At 64.3% G+C, this 17959-nt stretch carries 14 protein-coding genes; 7 read left to right on the top strand and 7 right to left on the bottom strand.

Going from position 1 to position 17959, the window contains the following annotated elements; all coding sequences use genetic code 11:
- Nucleotides 1-77: 77 nt before the first annotated feature.
- On the bottom strand, nt 78-1736 hold the full coding sequence (locus KIT25_10215; GenBank protein UYN97276.1) for an ABC-F family ATP-binding cassette domain-containing protein: 1659 nt from the start codon (nt 1734-1736) through the stop codon (nt 78-80).
- A 262-nt stretch (nt 1737-1998) separates the two neighbouring features.
- On the opposite strand from KIT25_10215, the gene KIT25_10210 reads away from it, so the two are divergent.
- The 4 genes from KIT25_10210 (at nt 1999) to KIT25_10195 (ending at nt 6687) form a co-directional block, all read left to right on the top strand.
- Nucleotides 1999-3027 (top strand): TIR domain-containing protein, encoded by a 1029-nt coding sequence (locus tag KIT25_10210; GenBank protein UYN97275.1) that lies wholly within the window; start codon nt 1999-2001, stop codon nt 3025-3027.
- A gap of 265 nt (nt 3028-3292) precedes the next feature.
- Complete coding sequence (locus tag KIT25_10205; GenBank protein UYN97274.1) at nt 3293-4420, top strand: hypothetical protein; 1128 nt, start codon at nt 3293-3295, stop codon at nt 4418-4420.
- 197 nt (nt 4421-4617) lie between these two features.
- The gene (locus KIT25_10200) at nt 4618-5409 is read left to right on the top strand and encodes a DUF5131 family protein (protein UYN97273.1); all 792 of its coding nucleotides are present in this window, start codon (nt 4618-4620) and stop codon (nt 5407-5409) included.
- Between the two features lie 18 nt (nt 5410-5427).
- On the top strand, nt 5428-6687 hold the full coding sequence (locus KIT25_10195; GenBank protein UYN97272.1) for a three-Cys-motif partner protein TcmP: 1260 nt from the start codon (nt 5428-5430) through the stop codon (nt 6685-6687).
- Between the two features lie 41 nt (nt 6688-6728).
- Here KIT25_10195 and KIT25_10190 read toward each other — a convergent pair whose 3' ends face one another.
- From KIT25_10190 to KIT25_10175, 4 genes are all read right to left on the bottom strand, one after another.
- Nucleotides 6729-7562 carry a hypothetical protein gene (locus KIT25_10190; GenBank protein UYN97271.1) on the bottom strand — a complete coding sequence of 278 codons (834 nt, stop codon included), beginning with the start codon at nt 7560-7562 and terminating at the stop codon, nt 6729-6731.
- Nucleotides 7563-7748: 186 nt separating this feature from the next.
- Nucleotides 7749-9299 carry a glutamine-hydrolyzing GMP synthase gene (gene guaA / locus KIT25_10185; GenBank protein ID UYN97270.1) on the bottom strand — a complete coding sequence of 517 codons (1551 nt, stop codon included), beginning with the start codon at nt 9297-9299 and terminating at the stop codon, nt 7749-7751.
- A gap of 124 nt (nt 9300-9423) precedes the next feature.
- Nucleotides 9424-10002: a GNAT family N-acetyltransferase gene (locus KIT25_10180; protein UYN97269.1), complete on the bottom strand. Its 579-nt coding sequence runs from the start codon at nt 10000-10002 to the stop codon at nt 9424-9426.
- Between the two features lie 193 nt (nt 10003-10195).
- A complete protein-coding gene (locus KIT25_10175; protein UYN97268.1) occupies nt 10196-11554 on the bottom strand; it encodes an RsmB/NOP family class I SAM-dependent RNA methyltransferase in 1359 nt (452 codons plus the stop codon).
- 31 nt (nt 11555-11585) lie between these two features.
- On the opposite strand from KIT25_10175, the gene KIT25_10170 reads away from it, so the two are divergent.
- Nucleotides 11586-12614 carry a hypothetical protein gene (locus KIT25_10170; GenBank protein UYN97267.1) on the top strand — a complete coding sequence of 343 codons (1029 nt, stop codon included), beginning with the start codon at nt 11586-11588 and terminating at the stop codon, nt 12612-12614.
- Nucleotides 12604-13683 (top strand): hypothetical protein, encoded by a 1080-nt coding sequence (locus tag KIT25_10165; GenBank protein ID UYN97266.1) that lies wholly within the window; start codon nt 12604-12606, stop codon nt 13681-13683. Before KIT25_10170 ends, KIT25_10165 begins: the two co-directional genes overlap by 11 nt.
- Before the next feature lie 46 nt (nt 13684-13729).
- On the opposite strand, the gene guaB is transcribed toward KIT25_10165, so the two are convergent.
- The gene (gene guaB, locus KIT25_10160; protein ID UYN97265.1) at nt 13730-15190 is read right to left on the bottom strand and encodes an IMP dehydrogenase; all 1461 of its coding nucleotides are present in this window, start codon (nt 15188-15190) and stop codon (nt 13730-13732) included.
- A 191-nt stretch (nt 15191-15381) separates the two neighbouring features.
- Between guaB and KIT25_10155 the strand changes: the two genes are divergently transcribed.
- Nucleotides 15382-16431, top strand: a complete 1050-nt coding sequence (locus KIT25_10155) for an SGNH/GDSL hydrolase family protein (GenBank protein ID UYN97264.1) — start codon at nt 15382-15384, stop codon at nt 16429-16431.
- 3 nt (nt 16432-16434) lie between these two features.
- On the opposite strand, the gene KIT25_10150 is transcribed toward KIT25_10155, so the two are convergent.
- Nucleotides 16435-17952 (bottom strand): hypothetical protein, encoded by a 1518-nt coding sequence (locus KIT25_10150; GenBank protein UYN97263.1) that lies wholly within the window; start codon nt 17950-17952, stop codon nt 16435-16437.
- Between the last annotated feature and the right edge of the window lie 7 nt (nt 17953-17959).

Genomic DNA, 17959 nt, shown 5'->3' with positions numbered 1-17959 from the left:
CAAGTCTTCAAGTGGGGACGCGGTCGCCTGCCCGCCCACTTCAACACCTTACGGCAGCACCAGCCGGCCGCTGCGCGCTACGCGCCGGGGTGAAGACCCGGCGCCTCCCGGCCCGTCCGGGCCACATATTCGGTATAGCCGCCGCCGTACTGATGAACGCCCTCAGGTGTCAGCTCGAGCACCCGATTCGAGAGCTTCGCCAGGAAGTGGCGATCGTGGCTGACGAACAGCATGGTGCCCTCGAAGTCCGCCAGCGCCGCGACCAGCATCTCCTTGGTCGCCATGTCGAGATGGTTGGTCGGCTCGTCGAGCACCAGGAAGTTCGGCGGGTCGAACAGCATCTTGGCCATGACCAGGCGCGCCTTCTCGCCGCCGGACAGCACGCGGCACGGCTTCTCGACATCGTCGCCGGAGAAGCCGAAGCAGCCGGCCAGCGACTTCAGCGCGCCGGTGCCGGCCTGGGGAAACGACCCGTCGAGCGATTCGAAGACCGTCTCGTCGCCGTCCAGCAGGTCCATGGAGTGCTGGGCGAAGTAGCCCATGCGGACGCTGGCGCCGAGGGTCACGCTCCCCTCGTCCGGCCCAATTCCTTGAACCCGATCAGCCGCGCCCGCCACCAGCTTCAGCAGCGTGGATTTCCCCGCGCCATTGGCGCCCAGCACGCACCAGCGCTCCTGGCGGCGCAGGCGGAGATCGAGCCCCGAATAAATCGGCTGCGCGCCGTAGCCCTTGTGGACGTTCCTGAAGCTCACGACGTCGTCGCCCGAGCGCGGTGGCGCGCGGAACTCGAACTTGATGGACTGCCGCCGCCGCGGCGGCTCGACCTTCTCGATCTTGTCGAGCTTCTTCACCCGGCTCTGGACCTGGGCGGCGTGGGACGCCCGCGCCTTGAAGCGTTCTATGAACTTCATCTCCTTGGCGAGCATCGCCTGCTGGCGTTCGAACTGCGCCTGGCGCTGCTTCTCGCTGAGCGCGCGCTGCTGCTCGTAGAAATCGAAGTTGCCCGAGTAGGTGACGAGCGAGCCGCCGTCGATCTCCACCACCTTGCCGACGATGCGGTTCATGAACTCGCGGTCGTGCGAGGTCATCAGCAGCGCGCCCTCATAGTTCTTGAGGAAATCCTCCAGCCAGATCAGGCTTTCGAGATCGAGATGGTTGCTGGGCTCGTCGAGCAGCATGGCGCCGGGCCGCATCAGCAGGATGCGGGCGAGCGCCACGCGCATCTTCCAGCCGCCGGACAGCAGCCCGACATCGCCGTCCATGCGCTCCTGGCTGAACGACAGCCCGGCCAGCACCTCGCGCGCGCGGGCATCGAGCGCATAGCCGTCCAGCTCCTCGAAGCGCGCCTGCACCTCGCCATAGCGCTCGACCAGGGCGTCCATCCCGTCCGGCCCCTGTCCTCCGAGGTCGGGATCGGCCATCGCCGCCTCGAGCCTCGCGATCTCGACTGCCAGTTCGCTCACCGGCCCGACGCCGTCCATCACGGCTGCGACCGCGCTCATGCCCGACATCTCGCCGACATCCTGGCTGAAATAGCCGATGGTCATGCCGGCCTCGACCGTCACCTGCCCGTCGTCGGGCTGCTCCTGGCCGGCGATCATGCGGAACAGTGTCGTCTTGCCGGCGCCATTGGGCCCGACCAGCCCGACCTTCTCCCCCTTCTGGAGGCCCATCGACGCGTCGATGAACAGAATCTGATGGCCGTTCTGCTTGTTGATGTTGTCGAGACGAATCATGGGGGCGGTGGTGGCGGGAAAGAGGCGCCGATGCAAGGCACAGGCGAGCAACAGCGTTGCGGCCGATTGTCCCTCAACTCCCACTCGATCGCGTCGGACAGCCTACGGGCGAGATCGCTGATCATGCCGTTGACACCCTCAGTACTGATGATGCGGTTCTCTCTACTGACACCCACTTTTTTGGAAAGATCATCAGCTAAACTGTTACCACCGTAGATGGTATAGTTAAGGCAGTTAATCTGTTTTGAGAGCGAAGATTCCCATGAGCAAGATTTTCATCAGTCACGCAGCGGCCGACCACAACTTGGCAAAACTAGTCGTCGATTTCTTGAAGGAGGCGATCGGTGTACCAACGGGAGCCATCTTCTGCTCGAGCCTCAAAGGTCATGGAATTCCTTTTGGCGAGGACTTCAACGACTACATGAAGGAACAGATTCAGAACCCCGACTTAGTGATCCTTTTGATGACTCCCGCTTATGTCGAGAGTCACTTCTGTTTAATGGAACTCGGCGCCGCCTGGGCTCAGAGTGCCAGGAGCTTGCCAATTGTCGTACCGCCGATTGAGTTTCAAGCTGTAACAAAGACACTCGGTCTCAAACAGGCATGGCTCATAAATGACAAGAAGGGCTTAATTGAGTTGAAGTCACTCGTCCTGAAAGCAGTGAAAGACATCGAGGAACGCACAGAGCATACATGGGACGACAAGCGGACCCAATGGAGCGTCGACCTCAGGAAGATTCTGCCAAAGATTCAGCAAGCAACTAAGGTAGACGCCCAGAAGCACAAGCAAGTCGTAAGCGACCTGAAGGATAAGGAAGCCGAGATTGACCGGCTAGAAGCAGCACTCGCGAAGGCGCAAGAGCACAATGCTGAGCTCGAAAAGCTCAAAGACAAAGAAGCAGTCAAGTCTCTCAAAAAAGGCGCTTCGGGATCTAAGGTCCTGCAGAAGGAGTTCGACGCTCTAATCGAGGCAGTCGACGAAGCGAAACCTAAAACTTCGACGCTCGTACTCAAACACATCATAGCCGACCATTTTGATCGTGCAGGCCGAATCGACTGGTTCAACAATTCCCCAGAGTTTGACGCCGCCGTTGCGTATGGCCTCATATCGCGTGAAGACGATCGCGTTGAATGGGGACGCGACAAGCTGAAGCCGTTCCAGAATGCAATTCGAGAAGTACAATGGTTCTTGGACAGCGATGACGGCCGAAAACTCCGCAAACTACAAGACGCCAACGTGCCTATGGACCCAGATGACCTGGCTTTCTGGGAGTACCACTTAAGCATGTGAACTTTCGAAGACGAGTTGAAGCTTCTTCGCTAAAGTCCAAGTCATTCATTGGTGATACGGAGGGCGCGCAGCCGAGAAAGGCGTGTTCGAACAGGTGATAGTCGACCATCACGCCGTCGACGACGTGAGCGCGCGGAGCGCATAAACCTGATCGGCAGGCCGTCGCCAGTCATGCCCACGGTGCGCACCCGCACCGATTCGCTCCAAATGGTGGTAAACTGCTGCCAGGCTGGGAGAGTGGCCCAGCAGCGTAGAGGGCAATAGAATGGAAATCGAGCGGGTCGTCGAGGCCGGCGGGCGCATGGAAATGTGGGCCTATGAATGGGACCTGTCGCAGACGCCAGCGCGAAAAATAAACCGGCGCTTCATCGGCCATGAGCAGCCCGTTCGCACCGCGCAGGCACAGGACACGGTGGTGCGCGAAGCGATTTGCTGGTCGTATGGTCGTACACTCGGCAACATTACCGTCTCAAGCGAGGAGTTATTGGGACGTTTCCCGGGCAACGAAGGCGACGACGCCCGCCTGGATTGCGATATCGTCGCGGCAGGCAAGATGCGTAATGGGAAGAGCCGCTGGTGGTGTAGAACCCACCAGCGACATTGGGGAACAAAGGCAGACATCGCTGATGCTGCGCAGAATGGAATGCGCTGCTCAAACCACGACCAGCCGATGTCATACGTCGTGGATCCGCATCACATCAAGATACAAGACTTCGCGGAGGTGGGAATTTGGTGCTCGATGCCCCCTGCACTGACGCATCAAGGACCATCAGCGCCGCGACGACCGAAGATTCATGTTCATGTGCGTGAAAGGCCAGGCGAAGAAAAGGTGATCGACCAGGATTTCAAGGCCCTTTCGCTGCGTTACAATGCCGACGACAATCTCTTTGGAAGCACGGAGATCACAAAGGTTCATCTCACGCCGCCATCTGCCCTTGAGTTCGTTGTTGCTCTGGAGGCCGGCAAAGCCATGGGATGCATCAACTGCAAGGACTGCGGCTACCCGCACTTGGACTTGGGGGATTTCGCCCGAAAGGCGCACAGCAAACATCTGTGCGGCAACTGCGGCCGCGACAATACCTGGAGCAGCAAGCCCATCGCGTCAACGCCACTCAAGCCTCTCCATGATCAGTTCAGTCGAGCGAACACGTACGAGGACGTTACGAAGACAATCAACCTCGACGACTACCCAGGTCTGGCCTTTCAGGTGTGGGCATCGACACCAGCGGTTCTCTGGACAGCCGATCGTCCCCAAGAGCGGGGCATCCATGTGCACGTTTACAAAGACGGTAAGTATCTCGTCGATGACACGTTCGGCACCGTGATCTACCAAGGCAATGTCCTCGAACGGGCCGTTCTCCTTGAAGCGATGATCAGTAGGACAATCAACTAGCGTCCGCAGGTGCGCCGCTCAGAGAGACGAGCCGAAAGCAGGGCTTAAACCCGCCAAGCCTTATGGCGAAGGTTCCAGCCCCGGTTGCCAAGTCCACTTTCAGGCAACTATAAGTTCAATTCGAAGAGAGTTTGAAGCGATCCGCCACAGGAACTTTAGCTTCATCGGCGCTAGTCGCATTTGCATAGGAGGGTGGAGTGGCTGAGACCCAGATCGAGTGGACTGATTCCACTTGGAATCCTGTCGCTGGGTGCTCGATTGTCACCGCTGGTTGCACTCATTGCTATGCAATGGAAATGGCCAAACGCCTTGAGGCTATGGGCATTGCGAAATACGTTGGCCTTACCCGCAAGAGTGGGAAGCGTTCGGTCTGGACGGGCGTTGTCCGCGAAGATCGTCAAGCGTTGTTGCTTCCATATCGCTGGAAGAAGCCGCGCAAAGTTTTTGTCAACTCCATGAGTGATCTATTCCACGAAAAGATCAGCGACGACTTCATCTTGGATGTTTGGCGCGTGATGCGAGACACCCCTCACCACAACTACCAGATTCTGACCAAACGTCCTGAACGCATGGCAAAATTCGTCGCCGGTAAAGTGAGAGATGTTCTGCCGAACGTCTGGCTCGGGACCAGCATAGAGAACGCGGGCGTCGTACATCGAGTTGAACATCTACGTGCGGCGCCGGCAGTTATCCGATTCATTTCATTCGAGCCGCTGATCGGACCGGTCGGACTGATTGACCTCACCGATATTCATTGGGCTATCGTTGGTGGGGAAAGCGGAAAGCATGCGCGCCCAATTCAAGAGCCGTGGGTAGATGAAATCTACAGCCAGTGCCTGAATGCGGGCACAGCCTTCTTCTTCAAGCAGTGGGGTACTTGGGGCAAGGACAACCAACGTCGATCAAAGAAAGCAAACGGAAGAGAATATCGAGGGCGAACCTGGGACGAGATGCCTACTGCAGTGCGAACACTCGCCACGGCGCCATAGAACTTTCGTGGGGGCTACTTGGTAGAAAAGCGATACGACTGGAACGAGGGAGCCAAACTAGAAGAGCACTCGCACCGAAAGCACAAGGTTCTGCGGGAATACTTCTTTGACTATCTGACAGTTCGCTGCAAGCTCCCCCAGCAAGAGCGGTTCCGACTAGCTATTGTTGACGGCTTCGCGGGTGGTGGCCGGTACCAATGCGGCACACCTGGGTCGCCACTGATCTTCATTGAAGAGCTCAAGCGAGCGAGCGAGTCGGTAAATGCGCAGCGGACTGCCCACGGCCTCAGCGCTATCGAAATAGAATGTCTCCTGATTCTTAACGATGAAAGTGCCGCCGCGATCGAGCTTCTGAAGACTCATGTTGCACCTGCACAAGTCGAAGTCGCTCAGACCACACCCAAGCTCCACCTTCGAATCGAATATTTGAATCAGGCGTTTGAATCCGCGTACCCCAACATCAAGGGGCTATTGGAGCGTGGTCGCTATCGCAGTGTCGTCTTTAATCTCGACCAGTGCGGACATAGTCATGTCGAGCGAACCACAATCGTTGACATCATGCGCACTTATCCTTCTGCCGAAATCTTCTACACATTTATGATCAGTTCGTTGCTTGCCTTTCTTCAAAGGACCGAGCCAGACCGATTGCGAACACAGCTTGCTTATCTGAATTTGAGTCAGCTTGATCTTCAGAACCTCGATAGCAGTATCGTTAGCAATAACGGTTGGTTAGGAGCGGCGGAGCGAATCGTCTTTGAAGCCTTTAGGATGTGCGCACCGTTTGTAAGTCCCTTCTCGATCAACAATCCCAACGGTTGGCGATATTGGCTCATTCACTTTGCCAACGTTTATCGAGCAAGGCAGGTCTACAATAATGTCCTGCACGAGAACAGCAGTCTGCAGGCGCACTTCGGTCGCTCCGGTCTCAACATGCTTTCTTACGATCCCTCTCACGACGGAAAGCTGTACCTATTTGACATGTCCGGTCGCGCGTCAGCAAAAAATCAACTCGCGGATGATATTCCCCGACTCGTTATGGAATCGGGCGACGCAATGCCGGTCTCCGACTTCTACGAAAGTATCTATAACATCACGCCCGCTCACACTGATGACGTCCATTCAGCAATCATTGAAAACCCCGACCTTGAAGTAGTTACCCCTTCGGGTGGGGAGCGTCGCAAAGCCAATACCATCGCCGTAAATGATGTTCTCAAGATCAAGACACAACGAAGCTTCTTCCCTCTGTTCCTCAACGCCAATTCCGCACGCCGCAAATAAGACGATTTCATTGGCCTCGTCGGCAGCCTATAATTTGCGAGTCAACCATCACTCGCTCGGCGAACAAACTGCTGAGCCGAGGCCCGGACCATTCCAAGGGAATCTCGCTCGAGCCGAACCAACACATGTCGAAGCTCGCTTTCCCTTGCTGACAACCAATCTCCGAAGAGCCGCGCACGCCAATCCACTTTGTCGAATTGACTGATTGGCACCGTCCACGTTGGCCGGCCCATGAAGACAGGCAACAAATCGCATAGGCGCGCGCTAGCTCCTGCCGCAATGTCCGGTATTGCCGCCACATCCTCTACCCATTCCGGGAGCCCGCTCGCTGCAGTCGTCACGAAGCCATGGTCAGCCGCGTTGCGCCATCCTGTAAGACCAAATGTCAAATAAGTAGCCAACCGGCCGAAGCATTCGCGCTTCTCAAAGGTATCAAGCGTCTCATCGTGATCGCTAATCCAAAGAGAACGTTGCGCTTCCTCTCGCAGTCCAGCGTTTAGGGTCGCCACAAACAGTGCGAGTCTGTAGATTTTTTCGACTGTGTGGTTCGGTGTGCCGGGGACAAAGCAGTCGTTGAGTTCTCTAGCGAGGGCGGCTGGCCCACCTACCACAAAGCTTCCGACATGTTGGCTGATCATGATCGTAATGAGATTGGCTGGAAGCTGGCCAACTAAATTTAGAAAATGAGGAAAGGCTCGACGCCGCATAGGCTCGCGCAATTGCTTGAAGGAGATTCTGCGTCGATCCGGTAGCCATTGGTCGCGAAAACGTTGCCGCAATGGCAACCACTCCACTATTTGGTCCTGTGTCGCGACTAGAAATGAATAGGCTTCGTGAGTCGCCCCCTGATGCTGGCCCGAATAGTCGCTAAACACGACCTGTAGTCCGCGATTGACGGGACGGAGCAAAGTTGGGAGGCGTTCGGATGCGCGCTCGATAGCTTGGCTTATGAGGTCGCTGTACCCCGACTCTGGAATATTGAAAGGCCTCCAGACCGTCACAACGATCCGCTAAGCCTTGAAAGAATGGAGTCTTCTAAATCGGATATTCATTCTCGCGATCTACTCCCACTCAATCGTCCCTGGCGGCTTGCTCGTGATGTCGTACGTCACCCGGTTGATCCCCCGCACCTCGTTGATGATGCGGGCGGCCACCCGGCCCAGGAAGGCGTGGTCGAACGGGTAGTAGTCGGCGGTCATGCCGTCGGTCGAGGTGACAGCGCGGAGCGCACAGGCCTGGTCGTAGGTGCGGCCGTCGCCCATCACGCCCACGGTGCGCACCGGCAGCAGCACGGCGAAGGCCTGCCAGATCTCGTCGTAGAGGCCCGACTTTCGGATCTCGTCGAGATAGACGGCGTCGACCTGGCGCAGCAGGTCGAGCTTCTCCTTGGTGATGTCGCCGGGAATGCGGATGGCGAGGCCGGGGCCGGGGAACGGATGGCGGTTCACCAGGTCGGCCGGCAGGCCGAGCTCGCGGCCGAGCGCCCTCACCTCGTCCTTGAACAACTCGCGCAACGGCTCGACCAGCTTCATCTTCATGCGCTGGGGCAGGCCGCCGACGTTGTGGTGGCTCTTGATGGTGACGGACGGCCCGCCGGTGAAGGAGACCGATTCGATCACGTCGGGATAGAGAGTCCCTTGCGCCAAAAACTGCGCGCCGCCGATCTTGTGCGCCTCCCTGTCGAAGACGTCGATGAAGAGGCTGCCGATCGTCTTGCGCTTCACCTCGGGGTCGGTGACGCCTGAGAGCGCCTTCAGGAACTGCCCGGAGGCGTCGGCGTGGATCAGCGGGATGTTGTAGTGGTCGCGGAACAGCTTCACGACCTCGGCGGCCTCGCCCTGGCGCAGCAGGCCGTGGTCGACGAACACGCACTGGAGCTGGTCGCCGATCGCCTCGTGCAGCAGCACGGCGACGACTGAGGAATCGACGCCGCCGGAGAGGCCGCAGATCACCTTGCCCTTGCCGACCTGGGCGCGGACCTGGGCGATGGCGCGCTCGCGGAACGCCGCCATGGTCCACTGCCCGCTGCAGCCGGCGATGCGCAGCGCGAAGTTGCGCAGGAGCTTGGCGCCGTCCGGCGTGTGCATCACCTCGGGATGGAACTGCACGCCGTAGTAGTTGCGCCGCTCGTCGGCGATGGCGGCGAAGGGCGCGTTCTCGCTGGTGGCGATGACGGCGAAGCCGGGCGGCAGCTTCGTGACGCGGTCGCCGTGGCTCATCCACACCTGCTTGCGGTCGCCCGGCTGCCAGACGCCGTCGAACAGGGCGGAGTTGGCCTTGATGTCGAGCTCGGCGCGGCCGAACTCGCGGTGGTGGCCGGCCTCGACCTGGCCGCCGAGCTGGTGCGCCATGGTCTGCTCGCCGTAGCAGATGCCGAGCACGGGCACGTCGGCCTTGAAGATTGCGGGATCGGCCGACGGCGCCGCGCCCTCGATCACCGAGGCCGGGCCGCCCGAGAGGATGATGCCGGCGGGGTCGAACTTCTTGATTTTGGCTTCGTCGACCGACTGGAAGGGGTGGATTTCGCAGTAGACCCCCGCTTCGCGCACCCGGCGGGCGATCAGCTGGGTGACCTGGGAACCGAAATCGACGATCAGCAAACGGTCTGCCATGCGGCGATATAAGGGCCTTGGGCCGGGCCTGCAATGTGGATTCCATTGTCGTCCTGAGCGCAGCGAAGGACCTAACGCCAGCCAAGGCAGCTCTTTGGGGTCCGCCCTAGATCCTTCGCTTCGCTCAGGATGACAGGTCGTCGGGTGCCAGCTTCCGCCGGACCAGCGGGGCGTCGAGGTCGCGCCAGGCGTAGGCGACCTCGTCGACGTCCTGGCCGGCGAGCGTGTCGGTGCGCTCGCCGACGCGCTGCCCACCCATGCCCTCGTAGAAGAAGCGCGTCGGGTTGTCGGCCAGCATCCACAGCACGGCGGTGTCGTAGCCGTCGGTGTCGAGCTGGCGGAACAGCGCGTCGAGCAGGCGCCGCCCCAGCCCGCGATTCTGGAAGTCGGGCTCGACATAGAGCGTGTAGACCTCGCCCACCCGCCGCTCGGTGCCGTCGAGGTTCGCGGGGGGATCGCGCACCGGCCCGCACGAGCCGAAGCCGATCACGCCCCTGTCGGGATCGTCGGCGACGAAGATGCCGCGCGCCTGCGCCGGATCGGCGATCGCGTGCGACCACCACGACGATTGCCGCACGTCCGACATCGAGGCCAGCATGGCGTCGGGCAGCAGCCCGGCATAGGCCGACCGCCAGGTCTCGACATGGACGCGGCCGATGGCGGCGGCATCGTCGCGCCGCGCGCGGCGGATGCGGACGGTCATGGTTCACTCTTTCCTCCCCCGTCACCGGGGGAGGTGTCGTCGTCATGCGACGACGGAGGGGTCACGGATTGCGTTCCGACTCTCGACCCCTCCGTCCGCGAAGACGCGGACACCTCCCCCGATGACGGGGGAGGCAGTGATTGCCGCACGTCCGACATCGTGGCGGGCATCGCGGCGCGGCGGATGCGGACGGTCATGGTTCACTCTTTCCTCCCCCGTTGCCGGGGGAGGTGTCGTCGTCATGCGACGACGGAGGGGTCATGGGCTTCGAGCGCTGAAGCAGCGCGGCGAAGAAACCGTCGGTGCCGTGACGCAGCGGCGACAGGCGGAGATACGGCCCCGACGCGAGTTCCGGCCACGGCACGGGCACGGCCTCGAAGTCGGGATGGCGCGCCACGAAGGCCTCGACCTGGCGCTCGTTCTCGGCCGGCAGCACCGAGCACGTCGCGTAGACCAGCCGGCCGCCCGGCTTCACCAGCTTCGCGGCGGCGTCGAGGATGGCGGCCTGCTTGGGCACCAGCTCCTCGAGATCCTTGCGGCCGAGCGTCCAGCGGCCATCGGGATTGCGCCGCCATGTGCCGGTGCCGGTGCAGGGCACGTCGACCAGCACGCGGTCGAAGGCGCCGGCCTGGCGCTTCAGCCATTTGCGGTTGTCGGCATCCAGCGGCCGGCGCTCGACATTGTGCGCGCCGGCGCGGCGCAGGCGCTGGGCCGAGCGGTCGAGCCGCGTCTCCAGCACGTCCATCGCCACGACGCGGCCCTTGTTGTTCATGCCGGCGGCGATGGCGAGCGTCTTGCCGCCGGCGCCGGCGCAGTAGTCGGCGACCGACATGCCGGGCGCGGCGCCGACCAGCGCCGCCACGAGCTGGCTGCCCTCGTCCTGGATCTCGACCAGGCCGTCCTGGAAGGCCTTGCCGGCGACCACCGACAGCCGCTTGCGCAAGCGCAGACCGTCGGGCGAATAACGCATCGGCTCGGTGTCGATGCCCTCGCGCGCCAGCGCCGCCCTCGCCTCGTCGACCGTGGCCTTGAGGCGATTGACGCGCAGGTCGACCGGCGGCGGCGTCTCCAGCGCGGCGATCTCGCGGCCCCACGCCTCGCCGTAGGCTTCCTTGAGATGCGGCGCGATCCACGCCTGGACGTTCAGCCGCACCCAGTCGGGCTGCTCGGGATGGGGCAACGAATGGCCGTCGAGCTGGCGCAGCACGCGGACCTCCGCCTCGTCGAGCGGCGCCGGGCGGTAGCGGCCGCCGTCGAAGATCGCCTCGAGGTCGGCGAGCGACAGGCTGTCGTGCAGCAGCAGGTCCGCAGCGACAATGGCCCGGGGCGCGCGGGGCTCGGGATGGCCCGCGCGCTCCAGCCACCAGCGAAGTTGTCCCCAGCGGCGCAGGATGCCCCAGACGCGGTCGGACACGGCGCGGCGGTCGCCGCCGCCGATGAAGCGGCGCTGGCGGAAGAAGGCGTTGGCGACGAGGTCGGCCGGCCGTTCGGAATGGCTGACGATCCCGTCGAGAAGCTCTATGGTGGCGGCCACCCGCGCGCCCGGTGTCACTGGAATCCTTTCGTCTTTTCCTGCCGCTACGATGAATACGCCGCCGGCGCAACGTCTCATCCAACTGGGATTGGTCCTCCTCTCGCTGGCCGCCGGGCTGGTCGCGCTCGAGCTCGGCCTGCGCGCCTGGCGCCACAGCCTGTGGCACTGGCCGAACCTCGTGCTCGAGGCGCGCAAGGTCCATTTCGACCGCGAGACCACCCGCTTCCGCCACGACGACCGGCTGGGTCACGTGCCGCGCGACGGCCTGCGGGCCAACGGCAACGGGGCCGGCGACGGACCGGCGGGCAGCGGCGCGCCGATCCTGGCGGTGGGCGATTCCTACACCTACGGCGACGAGGTCGACGATTTCGCGACCTGGCCGGCCCAGCTGCAGGCGCTGACCGGGCGGCGCACGCTCAACGGCGGCGTGAGCGGCTACGGCTTCGACCAGATCGTGCTGCGCGCCGAGAGCCTGGCGCGTGAGGTCGCGCCCTCGGCCATCGTCGTCAGCTTCATCGCCGACGACATCCGCCGCATGGAGATGCGCCGCATGTGGGGCGCGGAGAAGCCCTACTTCGCCTTCGAGGGCGACGGGCTCGCGCTCGCCAACGTGCCGGTGCCGCCGCCGCCCGACCCGACCGAGTCACTCGGCTGGCTGCGCCGCGCCTTCGGCCGTTCCTACCTGGTCGACTTCACCCTGCGCCGGCTCGACCTTCTGCATCACTGGTTCGGCGACCATGCGCGCGTGCATCCCGAGGGCACCGGCGAGCGCCTCGCCTGCCGCCTGACCGAGCGGCTGCAGGCCTTGCAGCAAACGAGCCGCGCGCGCGTGCTGCTGGTGGGGCAGTACGATCCCTGGGCATGGCAGAAGCCGGCCTACGCCGAGGAGCAGCGCCGCATGGTCGGCGACCTGCTGGCCTGCGGCCGCCGGCGCGGCCTCCTGACTGTCGACACGTTCGACGCGCTGGCCGGCGACGGCGCCTGGCGCGGGCTCTATGCGCAATGGCACATGAACGAGGCCGGCAACCGGCTGGTCGCACGCATCGTCGCGGGCGTGCTGCAGGTCAATGGCCACTAGGAATGTACGGACCGGCCTCGGCGCCCGCGTGGCGCTGGTCGGGGGCTCGCTGCTCGCGACGCTCATGCTGCTCGAGCTCGGCAGCCGACTGGTGCGCGGGCCCGCCGCCCTGCTCGACTGGAAGAACATCGTGCTCGACGAGCGCACCGGGCTCGCCGGCCAGAACCGGGGCCGCCATTTCGTGCACGATCCCGAGCTGGGCTACATCCAGCGCGGCGGTTTCGATCCGTCGCTGATCCGTTTCGAGGCGCCGGGCTTTCGCGCCATGCCCGAGCCGCCGGCCGGCTCGATCGAGGCGCCGCCGATCCTGGCGACCGGCGATTCCTACACCCAGGGCGACGAGGTGGCCGACGACGAGACCTGGCCGGCGCGGCTGCAGCAGCGGCTGAAATGGCGGGTCGTCAACGCCGGCGTCGCCGCCTACGGCATCGACCAGACCGTGCTGCGCACCGAGCAGCTCGCGGCGCGGCTCGCGCCGGCGGCGATCGTGGTCGGCTTCATCGCCGACAATCTGCGGCGCGCCGAGATGAGCCGCGCCTGGGGTGCACCCAAGCCGTGGTTCGAGCTCAGGGACGGTGAGCTGGTGCTGCGCAACGTGCCGGTGCCGCAGCCGCCCCATCCGCGCGACACGCTCGACTTCTGGCAGCGCTGGTTCGGCTGGTCGGTGGCGCTCGACACCTTCCTGACGCTGAACGGCCGGCGCTTCGACTGGGTGTCCGACCACGAGCGCGCCCTGCCACCCGGCAGCGGCGAGAAGCTCGCCTGCCCGCTGATGCGCCGGCTGGCGCGGCTCGGCGTGCCGACCGTCGTGGTGGCGCAGTACGATTTCTACGTCTGGGAGAACGCCGCGTTCGGCGCCGAACAGCGCCGCCTCTCGCGCGGCGTGCTCGACTGCGCCGCCCGGGCGGGACTGGCGACGGTCGATCTCTACGAGGCGACCGAGAAGGCGGTGCGCGGCAAGGGACGCAACGCCGTCTATCGCTCCTGGCATCCGTCGCCCGAGGGCTACCGCCTGATCGCCGACGGCATCGCCGACGAGATCGAGAAGAGGAAGATGCTGGGGCGGTAGCCTCGCCTCTTCCGCGCCGCCGATCGCTTCGCCTCGGCGAAGCGGCCTACATGCCGCCCCTGTAGTTCGGCGCCTCGCGCATGATCTCGACGTCGTGGACGTGGCTCTCGCGCAGGCCCGAGCCGGTGATGCGCAGGAACTGGCTGCGTGTCTGCATGTCCTTGATGGTGCCGTTGCCGGTGTAGCCCATCGCCGCGCGCAGGCCGCCGACCAGCTGGTGAAGGATGTTGCCGACCGGGCCCTTGTAGGGCACGCGGCCCTCGATGCCTTCGGGCACCAGCTTCAGCGTGCTTTGCACCTCGGCCTGGAAGTAACGGTCGGCCGAGCCGCGCGCCATGGCGCCGATCGAGCCCATGCCGCGGTAGGACTTGTAGGAGCGGCCCTGGTAGAGCACGACTTCGCCCGGCGCCTCGTCGGTGCCGGCGAGCAGCGAGCCGATCATGGCGCAGTCGGCGCCGGCGGCGATCGCCTTGGCGAGGTCGCCGGAATACTTGATGCCGCCGTCGCCGATCGCCGGCACGCCCGCAGCGTGGCAGACCTCGGCCGTCTCCATGATCGCGGTGAGCTGCGGCACGCCGACGCCCGCCACCATGCGGGTGGTGCAGATCGAGCCCGGGCCGATGCCGATCTTGACCGCGTCGGCGCCGGCATCGATCAGCGCCTTGGCGCCCTCGGCGGTGGCGACGTTGCCGGCCATGACCTGGCAGTAGTTGCTGAGCTTCTTCACACGGGTGACGGCGTCGAGCACGTTCCGGGAATGGCCGTGCGCGGTGTCGACGATGATGACGTCGACGTCGGCCGCGATCAGCAGCTCGGCGCGGCGCACGCCGTCCTCGCCGATGCCGGTGGCGGCGGCGGTGCGCAGCCGGCCCTTCTCGTCCTTGGCGGCGCCGGGGAACTTGTTGGCCTTCTCGATGTCCTTGACCGTGATCAGGCCGATGCAGCGGTAGGCGTCGTCGACCACCAGCAGCTTTTCGATGCGGTATTGATGGAGGAGCTTCTTGGCCTCCTCCTGGGTGGCGCCCTCGCGCACCGTGACCAGCCGGTCCTTGGTCATCAGCGCGCTCACCTTGGCGCTGGTGTCGGTGGCGAAGCGGACGTCGCGGTTGGTCAGGATGCCGACCAGCTTGCCGCCCTTCTCGACCACCGGGATGCCCGAGATCTGGTTCGCCGACATCAGCGAGAGCGCGTCGGCCAGCGTCTGCTCGGGATGGATGGTGAGCGGGTTCACCACCATGCCCGATTCGAACTTCTTGACCTTGCGCACCTCGTTGGCCTGGGCCTCGGCGTCGAGATTCTTGTGGATGACTCCGATGCCGCCGGCCTGGGCCATGGCGATGGCCATGGGCGCCTCCGTCACCGTGTCCATCGCCGCCGACATCAGCGGGATGCCGAGCTCGATGGTCCGGGTGAGCCTGGTGCGGGTGTCGGTCTGGTGAGGAAGGACGGCGGACGCGGCAGGCTTCAGGAGGACGTCATCGAAGGTGAGCGCTTCCTGAAACTGCATGCCAACCTCCGTCAGGGGGTGAACGAAAACGGCGGCCCCAATTCTCATGAGCGCGGGCGGGACCGCCGGGTTGGCGAGCCCTTATACACACTGGCTGGGCCGTGCCAAGCGGCGAATTGACCGGCTTGGAAAACCCGGCCCCCGGGGCGTATGGTGCGCCCCGCCCGACAGCCACTGAGTAGAGAAAGCGTGTGAGCCAGCAGCCGAAGTCGCCGAAAGCCTCGCGGACGGGGGGCGCCATCAAGAACATCGGCCTGCTGCTCGCCGTCCTGGCCCTCGGGGCATTCACCTTCGAGGGCATGGTCCGGCTGGTCGTCGACGACGGCCTCTCCTACGAACTCGAGATGTGGAAGTACGCGCGCGACGTCAAGCAGCGCGACATGCGCCCCGAGTTCGGCCATCGCCACGCGCCCGACCGCGCGGCCAACCTGATGCGGGTCGACATGCGGACCAACCGCCTCGGCATCCGCGGGCCCGACATCGCCCCGACCGCCGCGCCGGGCGTGGCACGCATCGCCTTCGTGGGCGATTCGACGACCTTGGGCTGGGGCGTCGCCGAGAAGGAGACCTTCGCCCACCAGGTCGTGGCCGATCTCGCTCGGCAGGGCCGCAAGGTCGACGGCTTCAACCTCGGCGTCGGCAACTACAACGTCCGCCAGGAACTGTCGCTGTTCCGCGAGGTCGGCGTGCCGCTCAAGCCCGACATCGTCGTGCTGACCTACTTCATCAACGACGCCGAGCCGCTGCCGGCCTACGGCGCACAGAGCTGGCTCGACCTCAACTCGGCCGCCTGGATCGTGCTGCGCTATCGGCTCGACACCTTGATCCGCTCGTTCGGCGAGCGGCCGGACTGGAAGGAATACTATCGCGGCCTCTACCGTGACGACGCGGCGGGATGGAAGGACACGCAGAAGGCGCTCGGCGAAATGATCCGCGCCAGCCGCGACATCGGCGCGCGCATCGTGGTCTTCCACCTGCCCGAACTGCGCGAGCTCTCGCCCTACCCGTTCGCCGACGTGACCGACAAGGTGCGCAAGGCGGTCGAGGCGCAGGGCGTGCCGTTCGTCGACATGCTGCCCGCGGTGGAGAAGCTCGACCCGGCCAGCCTTTGGGTCACCGTTCCCGATCCCCATCCCAACGGCCGCGCCAACACCGCCTTCACCGCCGTCATGACCCGCGAGCTGCTGCCGCTGCTCGACGAGCTCTGCCGCAAGGAGCGCAAGGGCTGCAAGGGCGAGTGAGCGTCAGGACGCCTTGCAGTCGAAGGTGATGGTGCGCGGCGGCACGACGAAGGCCGGGTGCCTGTCGGGCATGTCGTCGGGCACCGGCCTCGGCCATTCGCCGCTCGCCAGCCTGGCCTCGATCAGCGGCACCAGCTGCTGCATGGCGATCCAGGCGCGCAGCTTCACGCCCGCCGGCGTGTTGTGGATGCCGTCGCTGAACAGGTCGGGGTCGTAGGGCATGTACCTGGCGATGTCGATGAACGGCAGGCCGTGCACCTCGTTGTACTTGGCGAAGACGCGATTCTCGAACGCCGTCAGCCGCTCGAGGTCGCGGTAGGTGTAGGGGAAGTAGCTGACGTTCAGGGTGACGATGATCGGCTTGTGGCGCGCCGCGTTGACCACCAGCCCGTCCCTGGCCAGCCAGTGGAACGACGCCACCGACAGCAGGCTGCCGACCTTGTCGAGGTCGGCGCGGATCTGGTCGAGGTCGCGCACGATGCGGCTGAGATGGACCGGCAGATCGGGCCGCGCGATGTCGGGATCGAATTCGTCGACGCCCGGCGGCCAGGCGATCTCGTAGGGCGGCTTGGGCCATTCGCCGCCCACGGTCAGGCTCTCGGCGCGCCGCGCCAGCGCCGAATACTGCGCCATGTCGCGCAGCCAGCGCGCGATCGGGTCGCCCGGCATCGGCCTGCCCTTGGGCACCTCCCTGACCACCGTGGAAAGGTCGAGGCTGTTGCCGCCCTCGTAGTAGACGACGAGATCGGGCCGGGTCGGCGCCACCTCCTGGCGCACGATGGCGGCGATGTCGATGGAGTTGATGCTCTCGCGCCCGGCGTTCAGCACCTCGAAGCGCACGTCGAGCCTGCGCGCCTCGGCCCACTTGTTGAGCCAGTTGTCGAGATACTCCGGCCCCGAGAACGGCAATGGATGGATCTCGGCCACGGTCGAGGCGCCGACGAAGACGATGCGGATGGTGCGCGGCGAGCGCTTGAAGGTCACGGGCGGGCCGCGCCAGCCGAATTCGTTGGTGGTCAGCCCGTCGGGTACCGTGGCGTCGGGCAGGAAGCGGAAGGTCGGGCGGGCCTCGCCGTTCGGCGGATCGTAGACCCAGAGCCGGCCCGGCGCACCGCTGAGATAGGGATGCTTGCAGGGATCGCCGACGAAGGCCGAGTTCCACGCCTTGAACATGTCCCACGGCAGGAAGGGATTGGGCCTGGCGTCGCCCGGCGCGTTGGGCGCGAACTGCGGCTCGCGCTGGATCCGGCGGTCGAGCTCCAGCCATTCGGCCGGTACCGGCTTGCGGTTGGGCAAGGGCGGCGGGTCGCTGAAGAAGAGCTGGCGCTCGACGCTGGCGGCGCGCGGGATCGAATCGAGATGGCCGCCGGTGGTGTCGATTCCCTCCGAACCGAGCTGCTCGGGCAGGACCAGGCTGACCGGCGACTGGCCGTCGATGACGCGGATGGCCAGTTCGGCGAAGGCGACGCAGGCCACCACCGATACGACCGTCAACAGGGCGTTCGCCAGGAAGTTACGCATCGCGCCT

This window comes from Enhydrobacter sp. (assembly GCA_025808875.1).
GTDB lineage: Bacteria > Pseudomonadota > Alphaproteobacteria > Reyranellales > Reyranellaceae > Reyranella.
The sequence above is the reverse complement of the archived record's forward strand: the minus strand, read 5'-3'. Positions and strand labels throughout refer to the sequence as shown.